The sequence below is a fragment of the Erwinia sp. QL-Z3 genome, from assembly GCF_004551645.1.
In the GTDB taxonomy this organism is placed as follows: Bacteria; Pseudomonadota; Gammaproteobacteria; order Enterobacterales; family Enterobacteriaceae; genus Erwinia; species Erwinia billingiae.
On sequence record NZ_CP037950.1, the window covers coordinates 4,428,982 to 4,444,968 of the forward strand.

Genomic DNA, 15,987 nt, shown 5'->3' on the forward strand with positions numbered 1-15,987 from the left:
TCATTCTCTTGTTGTTATTGACTGTTGGTATGTTCGGGATAGAAGCGTCGGGCCACTTCGGGATGTGAGCGCAGGCGGCCTTTCAGGTAATTCCAGCCAACTTCGCGTAATAAGGGATTGAGCGGATCGCTGGCCGGACCCAGCGCCAGACGGGCAAGCGAGTCCGGCAGCTGATAGACCGGCACCACCGCATCGAGCTGGGCACCGAGGAAAAACGCCACCGACAGGCGTTCCTTTTCGGCCTTCGGTGACACCACGCGATGGATGGTGGCGCGCAGGTAGCCATTGCTGGCGAGTTCCAGCAGTTCACCAATATTGACCACAAACGAGCCCGGCAGTGGCGAGGCGGCAATCCAGTTATCGGGCGTAACCTCAACCTGCAAACCCGGCTGGTCGTCCTGCAACAGCAGCGTCAGGAAACCGGAATCTTTATGCGCGCCGACGCCCTGCGAAGACTCGGACTCACTGCGGCCAGGATAGCGGATCAGCTTGATATGTTCGTTCGGATACTCGCCATACAGGTTATCGAAGGCGTTGCGCGGCAGTTGCAGCGCTTCGGCAAAGCCGCGCAGCAGCTCAAGCGCTACCTGGGTCATATCCTGCTGCCAGCCGGTCAGCACGGTTTTTAATTCCGGCAACGCTTCAGGCCACTGATTCGGTCCCTGCATCCGCTGCCAGGTCGGCACTTCCGGGGTATTTACTACCGCGTCACGATCGGCACCAATATCGAATTGTTCGCGGTAATCCGGCTGGCTGCGGGTTATTTCCACGCCGGCCAGGTTATATCCGCGAAAATGCGGCGAGTTCTCCATTTTAACTTTCAGCTTTTCTTCTTGTGAAAGCGAAAAAAAAGAACGGGCCACGGTCTGCACGTTATCTAATACGGTTTTTTCAACGCCGTGATTAATCAGATAAAAGAAGCCGACATCGCGCGCGGCCTGGCCGAGTTTCTCAATGGTCTGTTTTCTTTGCTGCTCATCGCCGGTTAACTGGGCGAAATCAATTACCGGCAGCGCGAGCGTTTCTGTCTGGCTCATAAGTCTTATCCCGTTGGCATGTCATAGAACAACAATGCCATTTCCGCCGGGGCTTAACTACGAAGTAATCCTGCAATCAATATGCAATCGGCAGCATTTCATGAATAACAGTGAAACGGCTGAAATAACAGCGGATTACTCGCCGGGATAGTGCACAAATTGCGGTGGGTTATAGGCGGTAATTTCCGGCAGCGGCTGGTCAAACAGCTGAATATCGACAAAGCAGGTTTGCGCACTGCATCCCTGGCCCAACCGTGAACTGCCGCGATCCTCGGTCAGCACGTTGGGATTGCCGTGCTTGTCCATCGGCGCGGCCTGATGCGTATTCAGCGGATCGTACCAGGCGCCCGTCGACATCTGCACCACACCCGGCAGAATATCCCGCGTCAGATGGACGCCCGCCAGCAGGGCTCCGCGTGAATTGAACACTTTGACGATGCTGTTTTCGCCGATGCCGCGCGGCTGCGCATCGTCCGGATGCATCCAGAGCGGTTCGCGCCCGGCGATTTTGGTCTGCTGGCTGACTTTGCCGTGATCGTACTGGCTGTGCAGACGCGTGCGCGGCTGGCTGGAGAGCAAATGCAGTGGCCAGTGCTGCTTCACCGCCTGCTGAGCCTCGTACTCCGGCGGATGCCAGTAAGCATGACCCGGCGCTTCCTGATAATCGAAGCCGGCGACCGTGGCGGAAAACAGTTCAATCTTGCCTGACGGCGTCGAAAGCGGTGCCGCGTCGGGATCGTCCCGAAAATCCTGCAACATGATCTGCGGCTGCGCCGGGCGCGCGTATTCCAGCTTGCCGGTTTCCCAGAATTCGCTGAATGAAGGCAGCGTGATCCCCTGCTCTTCCGCACGCGGCCGCGATCCCTCGTAAATGGCCTGCAGCCATTCGCGCTCGTTGCGGCCTTCGGTGAACGCGGCGGCAAAACCGAGCCGTTCCGCAAGCGCGGCGAAAATCGCGTAGTCAGACTTCGCTTCGGCAAACGGCGCAATATGCTGCTGCATAGCGATCATAAAGCCGTCATTGCTGGCGCTGCCGATATCTTCCCGTTCCAGCGAGGTGCTGGCGGGTAACACGATATCGGCGAATTTCGCCTGCGCGGTCCAGAACTGATCATGCACGATAATGGTGTCCGGGCGCTGCCAGGCGCTGACCAGCTTGTTGAGATCCTGATGATGGTGGAAGGTGTTGCCGCCGGCCCAGTAGATCAGCCGGATGTCGGGATAGCTCAGCGACTGGCCGTCAAACTCGAAGGGTTCACCCGGCTGCAACAGCATGTCGGCAATGCGCGCCACCGGGATGCGGCTGCTGACCGGGTTCTTCCCCACCGGCAAGCGCGGCCCGGAGAACATCCGCCGATCGGCCCCGGCCAGATTGGTCGATGCATAGCCAAAGCCCAGTCCGCCGCCGGCGGTGCCGATCTGCCCCAGCAAGGCGGTGGTGGCGACCACTGCCCAGAACGCCTGTTCGCCCTGCCGCGCGCGCTGCACGGACCAGGCAATATTGATCATCGTTTTACGGCTGGCCATCCGCCGCGCCAGCTGACGAATATCGTCGGCCGCCAGCCCGGTAATCTCAGCCGCCCATTCCGGGCTTTTCACCACGCCGTCGCTTTCACCCAACAAATAGGCTGAATACGGGGCAAAGCCGGTGGTGTAGCGTGCCACGAACGCGCGATCGACCAACTGTTCAGCAATCAGTACCTGACACACCGCCAGCAGCAAGGCGGTATCCGTGCCGGGCTGGATCGCCAGCCACCGGGCATCGGGCACCGCAGAGAGATCGTTTTTTACCGGGCTGACGTTGATAAATTCGGTGCCGTTGTCGCGCATTTTATCCAGCCAGAATGCCAGCGCATGGTCATTGGCTCCGCCGCCGTTCACCTGGGCGTTACGCAGCGGCAGGCCGCCAATCGCCACAAACAGCTCGCAGTGTTCTGCCAGTACCGGCCAGTGGGTGTGGCGGCGTTGCAGCTCATCCAGATCGCCGAGAATATGCGGCAGCGTGCGCTCACCGGCGGCGATGCTGTAGGTGTTGGTGCTGGCGGTATAGCCGCCAAACTGGTTCAGAAAACGGTGCAGCTGGCTTTGCGCATGGTGAAAGCGCCCGGCGCTGGACCAGCCATAGGAGCCGCCGTAAATCGCCTGATTGCCGTGCTGCTGCTTCACCCGCGCCAGTTCATCCGCCACCAGCGTTAACGCCACGTCCCAGCTGACTTCGACAAACGGCTCTTTGCCGCGTGCGCTGCGAGATGCCGCCTTGCCCTGAAGATAGCCCAGCCGCACCGCCGGGCGCTGAACGCGGGTATTTCCCTGCACCGCGCCAGGCAGCGATTCGCCAATCTTTGACGGCTGACGATCCCAGGCCACCGGCTCAACCTTTGTAAGCACGCCCTGCTGCGTGGTCACCCGATAGGTGCCCCAGTGCATCACGGCCAAATCTTTGTTGTTCATCAGGCGGTTACTCGCGGCGAAGTCGGCGCGCCAGACGCGTGCCAAAGGTCTGTAATAACTGGACGATAACAATCAGCACCAGCGCGGTAGACAGGGTGGCAAAGACGTCAAAGCGTTGATAGCCGTAGGTAATGGCTAAATCGCCGATGCCGCCGCCGCCCACCGTGCCAGCCATTGCGGTTGCCCCCAGCAGGCCGATGGTGGCGGTGGTCAGCGCCAGCACCAGTGAGGACGCGACTTCCGGCAGCATAAAGTACCAGATGGTCTGGAAGGTGGTGGCCCCCATCGCGTTGGCGGACTCGAGGATGCCTTCATCCACTTCCAGCAGCGCGCTCTCGACCAGTCGGGAAATGTACGGCGCGATAAAGATCACCAGCGGCACAATCGCGCCCGGCGTCCCGATGGTGGTATGCACCAGCAGGCGGGTAAACGGCAGGATGGTGATCAGCAAAATGATAAAGGGCAGCGAGCGGATGACGTTAACAATCGGGTTCAGCACCTGATGCACAAAGCGGTTGGGCAGAATGCCGCCCGGACGGCAGATCACCAGCACGATCCCCAACGGGATGCCGAGCAGCGAGCCAAACCCCAGAGAAACGGCAATCATCACCGCCGTATCATGCAGCGCCAGCAGAAACTGATCGCCGGTAATGGCGGTATCAAAGAGATCAAACATCGGTGATTTTCACTCCTGACTGGCGAAGAAAATGAATAGCCGCCTCGGTGTGTGCCGCGTCGCCTTTGAGCTGCACGATCATAAAACCGAGAATGGTGCTCTGCACTTCCGACATATTGGCAAACAGGATATTGACCTCCACCGGAAAGTCGCGGATCAAGCGGTTAATGATCGGCTGCTGCGCGGTGACGCCGATAAATTCCAGCCGTAACGAGCGCGCGGTTTCCTGTTCCGCCAGCAACGCCAGGGTTTGTTCCGGCAGGCGATCGTGGATCACCGACTGCACAAAGCTGGCGCTGACCGCGTGCTGCGGATTACCGAACAGGCTCAGCACATCGCCCTGCTCGACAATGCGCCCCTGGGCCATCACCGCCACCCGGTTGCAAATCTTCTGCACCACCGACATTTCGTGGGTGATCAGCACGATGGTGATGCCATAACGCTGATTAATCTCTTTTAACAGCAGCAGGATTTGCACCGTGGTTTGCGGATCCAGCGCGGAGGTCGCCTCGTCACACAGCAACACCGAGGGATTGGTTGCCAGCGCGCGGGCAATGCCGACCCGCTGCTTCTGGCCGCCGGAGAGTTCGTTGGGAAAGCTGTTGGCCTTGTCGCTCAGACTGACAAACGCCAGCAGTTCTTCCACTCGCGTGCGGATAAACGCCTTATCCCGCCCCTGCAAAATCAGCGGGATCGCCACGTTATGAAACACGGTTTTGGCATTCAGCAGGTTGAAGTGCTGAAAGATCATGCCGATGTCTTTCTTCACCTCATTGAGTCGTGGCTTGCTGACTCCCTGCAGGGATTCGCCATTGACCCGCACCTCGCCCTGGCTTGGCGTTTCCAGATGATTGATCAGCCGCAGCAGCGTGCTTTTACCCGCGCCGCTGGTGCCAATCACGCCAAAGATATCGCCCTTTTCGATGGTGAGATCGATACGGTCGAGGGCCAGAAACGCCACGTTGTTACGTGAAAACGTTTTGCTGACGTTGCGAAACGCGATGGTTGGCTGACTCATTTGAAATAGTCTGGCAGCAGGTAGCCCTGATACTCAGCGTGGCTCTGGATGTACTGTTTGAATTCGGCAGAGTGATAGCCGGCAATAATATCTTTGGCGAACGGCGCGTCTTTGTTTTTGCCCGCCACGGTGACGATGTTGATAAAGTTGCTGGTGGGATCTTCCAGCTTCAGCGCCGAACTGAGCTTCATGCCGCTGGACACCGCAAAGTTGCCCTGGATCACGCCGTAATCGACATCAGGCAGTGCCCGGACCTGCTGGGCGTTATCCATCTCTTTCAGCACGATTTTGTACGGATTTTCGGTGACGTTTTTCTGCGAGAAGGTAGCGGGATCGCTTTTCGGGCTGATTTTCAGCCAGCCGATGCTTTGCAATAACAGCGCCGCGCGATACTCATTGGACGCCTGATTCGGCACCGACACCGTTGCGCCTTCAGCCGGCTTCGTCAGCGAGGATATTTTGCCGGAGTACAGTCCCATTGGCGGGGTTGGCACCTGCACAATGCCGACGTTATCAATGCCTAAGCGATCGTTGACCGACTTCAGATAGACCGGGTGCTGCATAATATTGGCTTCGATATTGCCACGGCTGACCGCATCGTTAACCTGAATGCCGTCACTGAAATCTTTATATTCGACCTTATAGCCCTTTTTAATTAACGAGGGCGCGACGCCTTTCTCGAACTGCTCTTTATACGGACCCGGATTAAAGCCCACCCGGATCAGTTTATTGTCTTCAGCATGGGCGGTGGCCAGAACGGCGGCGGAAGATAACAGGCCAAAGACGATCCCTTGCAATACAAACTTGCTCATCAGTAAATCCTTAATGCGGATAATGAAAGAACGTAATTAAATCACAGCTAAAGTTTGATCCTGAAGGTAAAAAGCCGTTGCCGTTGGGCTTAATTCTGCTAAAGATAGTCATCATTTGAATTAACGCTTTCCGGCAATGGATAGCGTTATTTCTGCTAACGTCCGCGTGGGTTTTCCGTATTCACTGTTCAGGCGATATGCCATTATTTCCCGCTTAACCGTTTTATTTCCGGGGGGAATATGCCTGACTTTGCCGCATCGCAATTAGTGGAAGACTTAGAAGAAAATTTATTTGGCGTGCTGGAAAAGCTGGCGGCAAACGTCGACGGCACGCAGCTGCCGCTGATCGACCTGTCCTCCGGCAGCCCGCGCCAGCCGACGCCGCCGGAAATCATCGCCAGCCTGCAGAGTGCGGCGGAAGATCCCGGCAATCACGAATACTCCTCATTCTGGGGAAAACCGCAGATCCGCGCAGCAATCGCCGCATTTTATCTGCGCGAATACGGCGTGGAACTCGATCCTGACCGCGAAATCGCCGTTTTTCAGGGATCGCATATTGCGGTCAGCGGCATACCGCGCGCGTTGCTTAATCCCGGCCAGGTGCTGATTTCCACCGATCCCTGCTATCCCCTTTACCGCTCGGCGGCCAGGCAGTCGCAGGCCGATTTTTACGGTATTCCACTCGATGAAAGTAGCGGTTTCCTGCCGGACTTCAGCCGGGTTCCCGAGGATATCGCCCGTCGCGGCGGCCTGCTGGTGCTTAACTATCCCCACAATCCTACCGGCGCGATGGCGACGCCGGCCCTGTTCCAGGCCGCGCTGGAATTTGCCGAAAGCTATCACCTGCCGCTGCTGCATGACTTTGCCTACGCCTCGATTGGCAGCCACCGCCAGGATCGGCCGATCAGCCTGCTGTCGCAGCCCGGCGCTAAACAGTGGGGCGTCGAGGTGTATACCATGTCGAAAAGCTTCCTGATGGCCGGCTGGCGCTTTGGCTTTGCGGTGGGCAATGCCTCGATTATCAGCGCTTTTAAGAAGCTGCACACCCACAGTTACAGTACCGTGTATGGCGCCGTTCAGGATGCCGCGGTCACCGCGCTGGAGCTGCCGAGCGAACGCATTGACGCGCTGGCCGATATCTATCATCAGCGACGTGAACAGGTTTTTACCAGGCTGGCGGAGATGAACTGGCCGGTGAGGAAACAGCAAGGCACCTTCTTCCTGTGGCTGCCGGTGCCCGACGGCTTTAGCGGCGAGGATTTTGTCGGCAAGCTGCTGCACGAGGCCCATGTGCTGGTTGCACCGGGTGATGGATTTGGTGAGCACGCCGGTCAGTATATTCGCATCAGCCTGACGGTGCAGACTGAGCTGCTGATGGCCGCGCTGGATCGCATTGCGGCGTTGGAACTGTTTGCGGCTTAGCGAATCCGTGATCCGATCCAGGCCGACAGTCGTCGACCTGGTATTCTTAGCTACAACGCCTGCCCAACCCCGTTTTGTGCACCGGCCTCGTTCAGTGACGTTTCCCAGCCGTTTTGCTGCTCAAGAAGCTGTGCCCGCTGGATCAGCTGGTTGCGATCGACCTTATTGGTGCCGGCCCACGGCAGCTCGTTGAGGAAAGCAATCCGGCGCGGGTGTTGATAGGCGGGTGCCTGGGACAGCGTCCAGGCTTTCAAATCCTCTGCGCTCAGTAAACGCCCCGGCTGCAGGACCACAAATGCCACCGGCACCTGGCTGCGCTCCTCATCGGGCAACGGCACCACACAGGCTTGTCGAACCAGCGGATGGGCCTCCAGTGTCTTTTCCACCTCCACCGGGTAAATGTTTTCACCGGAGGTCACAAACATATCGTCGGCCCGCCCGACAAAGTAGTAAAAGCCCTGTTCATCACGACGCATCACATCGCCACTGTCATACCAGCCTTGCGACAGCACCTGCGCGCTTTTTTCCGGCAGGCGATGGTAGCCCGGCGTCACCGCCGGATTACGCATGCGTAATATCCCTTTCGACGGTGACTCCGGCCCGACCAACTCCACCGCATCCTGTGACAGCGGATACCCCAGCGACAGCGATGGCGTTTTGATGCCGTCAGGATGCGGGCCAAAAATCGCCGGTCCCGCTTCGGTGGTGCCGTATCCGTGCGAAAGGATCGCGCCAGGAAACGCGGTTTTGATGCGGTCGAGTAGGCCCAGCGTCATCGGTGCCGATCCCAGCATCACTTTGTTAAGCGCGCTGAAGTCGTACTGCTTCAGACGGTCGCTGTCGCGCAGCAGTCGCGCAAACATGGTGGGCACGGCGGTGACAATGTTGATGCGGTAATCGGACAGTGCCTGCAGATAGCTGTCGATAGTAAACGACGGCAGGATCACCAGCAGACCGTTAGCAGAAAACACCCGCTTGCTGAGGAATAATCCATTCATATGGAACAGCGGCTGTGCGACCAGATAACGGTCCTGCGGGCCGTCGGGCTCCACGCCGCCAAATCGGGTGATGGCTAACGCCCAGCGGTGCCCGGTATGGGTTAGCGGCACGCCCTTCGGCCGACCGGTCGAGCCGGAGGTGTAGAGGATCATCGCCACTTCATCCTCGGCGGCATCCACCGATGTAAAGGTTTGCGGCACGATCTTCGAAGCGTAACCTTCATCGCTCGCGTCATCAAAGTCCAGCAGCGGGACCTGACCTGCCAGCTGTCCGGCGCGTGCCCCATCGACAAACGCCAGCTGGATATCGGCATCTTTCAGCAGATAAAGCAGCGTGTCGGTCGGCAGTTTGATATTTAAAGGTACCGCCACCAGCCCGGCGCGCATTATGCCGAAATAGGCAATCAGGTACTCCGCGCGATTCAGCGAGGCAATGGCGATACTGCTGCCGCGTGGATAGCGCTGTTGCAGATAGTGCGCCACCCCACCGGCCAGCAAATCGACTTGCTGGTGGCTGTAATGCCTTGGCTGCGCCGCATCCAGCAGGTCGATGAGCGCCGGGCGCTGCTGGTCCAGCTGGCGGTCGGTCAGATCGCCGAGATTATTAATCTGTACTGTCATGTTGGTGCTCCGAATTCAGCTCAGGGGATAATGACAGGCCACCTGACGCTCAGATAAATGAGGGTTCAGCGCCGGGCGCTGTTGTTGGCACAAAGGCTGTGCGTGAGGACAACGGGTATGAAAAGCGCAGCCAGTCGGAGGAGAAAGCGGGCTGGGTAGTTCTCCCTGTAACAGCGCTTCCGCCCGCGGATGACGGGGATCGGCGACCGGGGCAGCCGCCAGCAGCGCCTGGGTATAGGGATGAGCCGGCCGTCGCCAGAGTTCGGCCGTCGGCCCGCTCTCCACGATGCGCCCGAGATACATCACCATCACCCGATGGGCGATATACTCAACCACGCTGAGATCGTGCGAAATAAACAGGTAGGCCACCTGGGTACGTTGCTGGATATCCTTCATCAGGTTAATCACCTGCGCGCGCACCGAGACGTCGAGAGCGGACACTGGTTCATCACAAATCACCACCTGCGGCTCGGTTGCCAGCGCACGGGCAATGCCAATACGCTGGCGCTGTCCGCCGGAAAACTCGTGCGGATAGCGCTGGGCCGAATCGGGCGAGAGGCCAACCTGCTCCAGCAGCTCGGCCACCCGTTGCTGAATGGCTTTTTTGCGCCAGCCCGCCACCTGTAACGGCCGTGAAATGCTGGTTCCCACCGACTGGCGAGGGTTCAGCGAGCCTTGCGGATCCTGAAACACCATTTGCACCTGCCGTCTGAACGGCAACAGCGACTTACCGTGCAACCGACTGACGTCTTGGCCCGCCACGTTAAGCACCCCTTCCGCCGGGATCAGGCGCATCAGTGCCTTGCCCAGCGTCGATTTACCACAGCCGGACTCCCCCACTAGCCCCAGCGTTTCGCCGGCTTTCAACTGCAGATCGACCCCGGTAAGGGCAAAAACGTCGCCCTCCGGAGTGTGGTAACGCACGCTAATCGCCTGCGCTTCAAGGACGTTGCTCATGTTCTTCCTCCGGCACGCTTCAACGTCACCGTTTCAGCCCGGTGTGCGGCGACAAAGCAGGCGGCAAAGTGCTGCTCGCCAAAGAGGGTCAGCTCAGGCGGGCGCAGCTGACAGACTGGCTGGGCTTCGGCACAGCGATCGTAAAAGGCACAGCCTGCTGGCAATTCGCTCAGCGCAGGTACCCGTCCTGGAATCGACAGCAGTTTTTGATCGGCCGCACCTGAAATCGGGGTGGCGCGCATCAACCCTCGCGTATAGGGATGCATCGGATGATCAAATAGGCTCAGCACCGGGGCTTCCTCCACCTTGCGTCCGGCGTACATCACCGCCACCCGATCGGCCATCGCCGCTACTACGCCGAGATCGTGGGTGATCAGCAGCAGCGCCATCCCGGTCTCCTGTTGCAACTCGCGCAGCAAGGCAAGGATTTGTGCCTGAATGGTCACATCCAGCGCGGTGGTCGGCTCATCGGCAATTAACAGCGTCGGTTGGCAGGCAATGGCCATCGCAATCATTACCCGCTGCGACATGCCGCCGGACAGCCGGTGCGGATATTCCTGCATGCGCCGACGAGGATCCGGGATATGTACCTTTTCCAGCAGCGCCACCGCACGCTCACAGGCCTCAACCCGGCTCAGCCCCAGATGCACCCGCAGCACCTCCATCAGCTGGTTACCGACGGTTTTCACCGGATTCAGCGCGCTCATCGGATCCTGAAAAATCATCGCAATTTTTCGTCCTCTTAGGCGCTGCATCTGGCGGTCGCTAAGCCGGGTGAGATCCTCGCCAGCAAAGCCGATGTTCCCTTCGCTGACCCGCGCCGTCGGTTGCGGCAGTAGCCCCATCAGCGCCAGCGCGGTCAGGGACTTGCCGCAGCCCGATTCCCCCACCAGCGCCAGCGTTTCACCGGCATTGATCGAAAAGGAGAGATCGCTCAGCGCCCGGACCCGCTCGCGCCCAATCCGCAACTCAATGCTCAGCCGGTTGACGGTCAGTACGCTGCTCATGATCGCGCTCGCAATTTTGGGTTGAACGCATCATTCAGACCATCACCGATCAGGTTGAGCGCCAGCACCGTCAACATGATTGCCACGCCCGGCACTGCGCAGATGTACCATGACGAGCGGATCAGCGTTCGACCCTCGCCTACCAGCCGTCCCCAGCTGGCAAGGTTAGGATCGCCCAGGCCTAAAAAGGCAATCACCGATTCGTACAGAATCGCCCCCGCCACCACCAGCGAGGCCAGTACAATCACCGGCGGCATCACGTTGGGAAGGATCTCTTTGGTAACGATATTGAAAGCGCTCATGCCGCTGGCCCGGCAGGCCAGCACAAACTCACGCTCTTTATACGAGAGAAACTCCGCCCGGGTGAGTCGCGCAATCGGCTGCCAGGAAACCAGACCAACGGCAATAATGATGTTGATCATCTGCGGCCCCAGCACAGAGACCACCGTCAGCACGAACACCACGTTAGGAATGATCTGGAACAGCTCCGCCACGCGCATCAGCCCTTCATCCACCCAGCCACCGAACCAGGCAGCGCTGGCCCCGACGCTAACGCCAATCAGCGTTGCCGCCAGGCTGGCGCTGAGGCCAATCAGCAACGTGGCGCGGGCGCCGTGAAACAACAGCGCGGTCATATCGCGGCCCATCGAATCCGTGCCCAGCGGAAAGTGGCCGTCGGTAAACGGCCATATCTCCGGCACCGCTACGATACGCAGCGGATCGGTGGGGTAAATCCACGGGGCGCCGATCGCCGCCAGCAGGATCAGCAGCACGATAACGGCACCAAAAACCGCCCCGCCATGCCGGCAAAACTGCCTGACCCAGCCTGCCCGAGCCGGCACCGGTTTACCTGTCAAAGAGATGACGGACATCGTTAGCTCCTTATACGTGGGTCGAGGCGGGAATAGACCACGTCGACCACAATATTGATGGCAATCACCAGCAGCGAACTCAGCACCAATACCCCCAGCACCACCGGATAGTTGCGGCTCATCACGCTGTCAAAAAGCACCTGCCCGATGCCCGGCCAGCTGAACACGGCTTCAATCACGATGCTCCCGCCCAAAACCGTGCCGAGCTGTAAGCCCAGCAGCGTTACCACCGGCAACAGCGCATTACGCAGGGTGTGGCTGATAATCACTCTGGCGCGACTTAACCCCTTCGCCCGCGCGGTGCGGACAAAATCCATCTGCCAGACTTCCAGCATCGAGGCGCGCATCACGCGGGTATAGGTGGCGGCGTAGAATAGCCCCAGCGCCACCGCCGGCAGCGTCAGGTGATAGAGAATGTCCACCGCGTGCCCCCAGAGCGACAGGTTGGCACCGATGGTTTCCATGCCGCCCACCGGGAACCAGCCCAACTTGACGGAAAACAGGATGATCATCATGATGCCGAGCCAGAAACTCGGGGCGGCAAAACAGAGCACCGCCAGCGCGGAAATCAACGTATCCCAGACGCTGTTGACCCGAATAGCCGACAGCACGCCCGCACTGCACCCCACCAGTACCGCCAGTGAAATACTCGCCAGCATTAAAATCAGCGTGGCCGGAAGATGCGTCAGGATCACGTCCAGCACCGGCATGTTTTGCCGGTATGAATAGCCCAAATCGAACTGCAGCACCGAGACGATATATTTCACCAGCTGCATAAAGGCAGACTGATCCATGCCGTACAGGTGACGCAGCCGGGCAATCATTGCCGGATCGGTCACCTGCTGCTCCGCGGTCATCACATCCAGCAGACTGCCGGGCACCAGTTTGATCAGCAGGAAGTTGATGATGATCACCCCCAGCAACAGCGGGATCCCTTGCAGGATCCGTCGAACAATCAGTCTCAGCACAGGCTACCCCGCCAGCCAGATATCGTTAAGCGACGTCCCCTGCACGTTGGCATCGGTGGTCAACTGACGGACGTTTTTACGCGCCAGGGTGAACGACTGCATCTCCACCAGCGGAACAATCGGCACGTCGGTACTGGCAAGCTGCGCGAACTGGTGCACCAGCGCCTTGCGCTTCGCCTCATCGGTTTCCACAGTAATGCTGGCGACCAGCCGATCCATTTCCGGGGTGCTGTATCCCGTGGCGTTACGGAAGGCCGCGCCTTTTACGATGCCGTCGGTAGTAAAAAATTGCGTTACCGTCGGCACCGGTTCGATTGGCGAGGTGTAATTTGACACGGCAATATCGTAGTCATAATCACTGTAAATACGCTTCAGGGCAGTGGCGCGATCGACCGAATCCAGCCGCACCTCGATGCCGATATCATTCAGCGCCTGCTTAAGGTATTGCCCGAGCTTGGCGTTTTCTTCAAACCAGGCCGCCGCCAGCAGGTTGACGCTAAAGCGCTTGCCGTCTTTCAGCGGCAAACCAGCCTGATCCAGCAGTTGCTTCGCCTTCTCCGGATTGAAGTCATAGGTCGGCACGTCGGCGGTGAAGAACAGCGAATTGCTGCTGAAAATTGGCGAGATCGCCGCTTTGCCGCGGCCAAAGTAGATGGTGTTGATAATGAACTGGCGATCGATGGCATGCAGCAGCGCCTGACGCACTTCCCGGCGTTTGACGTGCTCGCGGCGCTGGTTGAACTCGACGCTGACCGTCCAGGCCGAGTTTTCATAGCCTCCGGTATCCAACACCACCTCGCCGGTTTTCACCAGCCGGTCAATTTCTCTGGCCGGGACCGGATTGGAATAACCGATGGTCAACTCGCCAGTTTCTAGCGCAGCAGTGCGTGAGGCGGCATCGGCCCACCAGCGGACAATCAGTTTATCCAGCCACGGCTGACCCTGGCCCCAGTAGGTTTCATTGCGGGCATATTCGACGTAGCTGCCGCGTACCCAGTTGCTGTACTTCCACGGACCGGTGCCCACCGGGCGATTATTCAGCGGATTGGTCAGCAGATCCTGACCGGCATACAGGTGCTTTGGTAACACCAGCTGATACTGACCTGCCAGGGTGGATTTCAGGAAAAATTCGGGGACCGGCACATCGAAATCGAGCTGCACGGTATAGGGATCGAGCGCTGCTGCGCGGGTAAGGGATTTCAATGCAATCCCTGCCGACAGCGCTTTCCAGTGCGCCAGCGCGTTGAACACCACGTCATCCGCCGTAAAGTCCTGCCCGTCGTGCCACTTCACGCCCTGTCGGAGCGTTAAGGTGTAGGTTTTGAAGTCCGCTGACGGCGTGACGCTTTCGGCCAGCACCGGCTGGAACACCAGATGGTTATCAAGCTTCAGCAGGCGTTCGAGAATTTTTGTTGAGGTCTGAAAAGGTGCCGAACCGCCGCCGCCGGGCACATACAGCGCCTGTGGCTCCAGTCCACCCCAAGATATCACCGCGGTGCCGCCGCGCTTCGGGACTTCGGCGCTAACGGTGGCCGCAACGGCCTGCGACAGCAGTGAAAAGCCGCTGAGTTTAGCGGTCGCCATCAGCGCGGTGCCACCCGCCGTTAATGCCAGAAAACGGCGGCGTTGAAGATTCATGGTCATGCTTTTTCTCCCTGGATCTGCGTGGCGTAGCTGGCGCGACCCAAGGCCACCACTTGGCCCTGCCGATTCAGAACATCAATGTCAGCCACACCAACGGTACGGCCCAGACGTCGCACGCGGGCAACCACGGTCAAATCGGTGGCAATCGCCGGGCGCAAATAATCCACGCGGAAGTTGATGGTCGGTAAGCCCTGTCCCAGCAGCATGCCCAGCGCGAAATCGCCGACCGTATCAATGACCGAGGCCAGCGGGCCGCCGTGCCATTGGCCCGAGCCGGCTTTACGCTCGAAATCAGGGCGCATTGGCACGCTGACCGTCAGGGTTTGCGCCTCATAGTCCACGTCTTCAACCGTCAGATTGAGCCAGTGAATAAAGGGAGAGTCGCGAAAGATTTCGCTAAGTCGATTAGCATCCAGCCGCTGAGTCATGCCACCACCACCTTGCCAAAGACCTGACGCTGTTCCAGTGAGGCCAGCGCCTCCGCACCTTGTGCTAGCGGCCACTGGCGATCGATTACCGCCTTGAGTTTGCCTGCGGCCACCTGGTCCAGCAGCGCGTGCAGATCCTCACGCTCCCAGCCGTTTGAGCCCCGGATTTGCAGTTCATAGGTCCAGATGTAGCGCAGGTCTTCCGGCGGGGCATAGCCCGCGGTTGCGCCACAGGTCAGCAAACGGCCTCCAATACGCAGGGTTCGCAGGGAGTTAACCCAGCTGTCGCCGCCGGTAAAGTTCACCACCACGTCGACGCCTCCTGGCACCTCAGCACCGCGTCGGCGCGCCGGTTTACCGTGGCGGGCAAAGATCGTCTTCATAAAGTCTTGTTCGCGGTAGAGGATGACCTCATCGGCACCCAGCTCGCTCAAGCGTGCGGCTTTTTCGGCCGATCCGGCACAGGCAATAACCCAAGCCCCGGCCAGTTTGGCCAGTTGCACCGCGCATACGCCTACGCCGCCGCTGGCGCCGAGGATCAGCACTTTCTCACCCGGCTGGATCTGGCCGATAGTCTGCATCATGCGCCACGCCGTGCCGTAAGCCACTGGCAACGCCGCCGCTTCGGCAAATGACACGCCGTCAGGAAGTTTGATCAACTGATGTGCCGGCACGCGGCATCGCTCGGCAAGCCCACCGTGGCTGGTTTCGCCAATCAGCCCACCGTCCACGCGATTAAGCGGATCCACCAGCACCCGATCCCCCACCTGCCAGCCAGTGACGTTGTCGCCCAGAGAAATAATTTCGCCGGCAACATCAAGGCCAATAATAATAGGGAATTCAAGCTGGATGCCGGGCATTCCGCGACGAGTAAATACGTCATGGTAATTAAGTGAAGAGGCTTTAACGTCAATGATGACGTCGTTAATACCGGGAGTCGGATTGGGGAAGTCATTTTCAAGGCGCAGTGATTCATTACCACCGTGCTCACGCAATACGATAGCTTTCATTATTTTCCCATTCGTAAATAAGATAATTTAATTAATTCAGTCGTGTGACTATATAACTATTTTAAG

General features: G+C 58.9%; 14 protein-coding genes and 1 pseudogene. 1 reads left to right on the plus strand and 14 read right to left on the minus strand.

Going from position 1 to position 15,987, the window contains the following annotated elements; all coding sequences use genetic code 11:
- Positions 1–14: 14 nt before the first annotated feature.
- The 5 genes from E2F51_RS21300 to E2F51_RS21320 all read right to left on the minus strand — a co-directional run bounded on the left by E2F51_RS21300 (position 15) and on the right by E2F51_RS21320 (position 5,994).
- Positions 15–1,037: an isopenicillin N synthase family oxygenase gene (locus E2F51_RS21300; RefSeq protein WP_134824494.1), complete on the minus strand. Its 1,023-nt coding sequence runs from the start codon at positions 1,035–1,037 to the stop codon at positions 15–17.
- A 135-nt stretch (positions 1,038–1,172) separates the two neighbouring features.
- Positions 1,173–3,488 carry a molybdopterin-dependent oxidoreductase gene (locus tag E2F51_RS21305; protein WP_134824495.1) on the minus strand — a complete coding sequence of 772 codons (2,316 nt, stop codon included), beginning with the start codon at positions 3,486–3,488 and terminating at the stop codon, positions 1,173–1,175.
- A gap of 7 nt (positions 3,489–3,495) precedes the next feature.
- Positions 3,496–4,164 carry a methionine ABC transporter permease gene (locus tag E2F51_RS21310; RefSeq protein ID WP_013202826.1) on the minus strand — a complete coding sequence of 223 codons (669 nt, stop codon included), beginning with the start codon at positions 4,162–4,164 and terminating at the stop codon, positions 3,496–3,498.
- Entirely contained in the window at positions 4,157–5,182 is a 1,026-nt protein-coding gene (locus tag E2F51_RS21315; RefSeq protein WP_013202827.1) for a methionine ABC transporter ATP-binding protein, read from the minus strand. The genes E2F51_RS21310 and E2F51_RS21315 overlap by 8 nt, the downstream gene beginning before the upstream one ends.
- Positions 5,179–5,994, minus strand: a complete 816-nt coding sequence (locus tag E2F51_RS21320) for a MetQ/NlpA family ABC transporter substrate-binding protein (protein ID WP_134824496.1) — start codon at positions 5,992–5,994, stop codon at positions 5,179–5,181. The genes E2F51_RS21315 and E2F51_RS21320 overlap by 4 nt, the downstream gene beginning before the upstream one ends.
- 240 nt (positions 5,995–6,234) lie before the next feature.
- On the opposite strand from E2F51_RS21320, the gene E2F51_RS21325 reads away from it, so the two are divergent.
- Positions 6,235–7,416: an aminotransferase class I/II-fold pyridoxal phosphate-dependent enzyme gene (locus E2F51_RS21325; RefSeq protein WP_134824497.1), complete on the plus strand. Its 1,182-nt coding sequence runs from the start codon at positions 6,235–6,237 to the stop codon at positions 7,414–7,416.
- Between the two features lie 50 nt (positions 7,417–7,466).
- Here the strand turns inward: E2F51_RS21325 and E2F51_RS21330 are convergent, their stop codons facing one another.
- The 9 genes and pseudogenes from E2F51_RS21330 to E2F51_RS21365 form a co-directional block, all read right to left on the minus strand.
- Positions 7,467–9,035, minus strand: coding sequence for a class I adenylate-forming enzyme family protein (locus E2F51_RS21330; RefSeq protein ID WP_134824498.1), 1,569 nt, complete (start codon positions 9,033–9,035; stop codon positions 7,467–7,469).
- A 15-nt stretch (positions 9,036–9,050) separates the two neighbouring features.
- The gene (locus E2F51_RS24350) at positions 9,051–9,431 is read right to left on the minus strand and encodes an oligopeptide/dipeptide ABC transporter ATP-binding protein (RefSeq protein WP_371732194.1); all 381 of its coding nucleotides are present in this window, start codon (positions 9,429–9,431) and stop codon (positions 9,051–9,053) included.
- 102 nt (positions 9,432–9,533) lie between these two features.
- Positions 9,534–9,992: pseudogene (locus E2F51_RS24355) on the minus strand (ATP-binding cassette domain-containing protein); the annotation flags it as partial.
- Positions 9,989–11,002 (minus strand): ABC transporter ATP-binding protein, encoded by a 1,014-nt coding sequence (locus tag E2F51_RS21340; RefSeq protein ID WP_371732195.1) that lies wholly within the window; start codon positions 11,000–11,002, stop codon positions 9,989–9,991. The gene E2F51_RS21340 and the pseudogene E2F51_RS24355, both read right to left, overlap by 4 nt.
- Positions 10,996–11,871: an ABC transporter permease gene (locus E2F51_RS21345; RefSeq protein ID WP_105759995.1), complete on the minus strand. Its 876-nt coding sequence runs from the start codon at positions 11,869–11,871 to the stop codon at positions 10,996–10,998. Before E2F51_RS21345 ends, E2F51_RS21340 begins: the two co-directional genes overlap by 7 nt.
- 2 nt (positions 11,872–11,873) lie before the next feature.
- Entirely contained in the window at positions 11,874–12,839 is a 966-nt protein-coding gene (locus E2F51_RS21350) for an ABC transporter permease (protein ID WP_134824501.1), read from the minus strand.
- 3 nt (positions 12,840–12,842) lie between these two features.
- Positions 12,843–14,483, minus strand: coding sequence for an ABC transporter substrate-binding protein (locus tag E2F51_RS21355; RefSeq protein ID WP_134824502.1), 1,641 nt, complete (start codon positions 14,481–14,483; stop codon positions 12,843–12,845).
- Positions 14,480–14,911 carry a PaaI family thioesterase gene (locus E2F51_RS21360; protein ID WP_134824503.1) on the minus strand — a complete coding sequence of 144 codons (432 nt, stop codon included), beginning with the start codon at positions 14,909–14,911 and terminating at the stop codon, positions 14,480–14,482. Before E2F51_RS21360 ends, E2F51_RS21355 begins: the two co-directional genes overlap by 4 nt.
- On the minus strand, positions 14,908–15,921 hold the full coding sequence (locus E2F51_RS21365) for a zinc-binding dehydrogenase (RefSeq protein WP_134824504.1): 1,014 nt from the start codon (positions 15,919–15,921) through the stop codon (positions 14,908–14,910). Before E2F51_RS21365 ends, E2F51_RS21360 begins: the two co-directional genes overlap by 4 nt.
- Positions 15,922–15,987 lie beyond the last annotated feature (66 nt).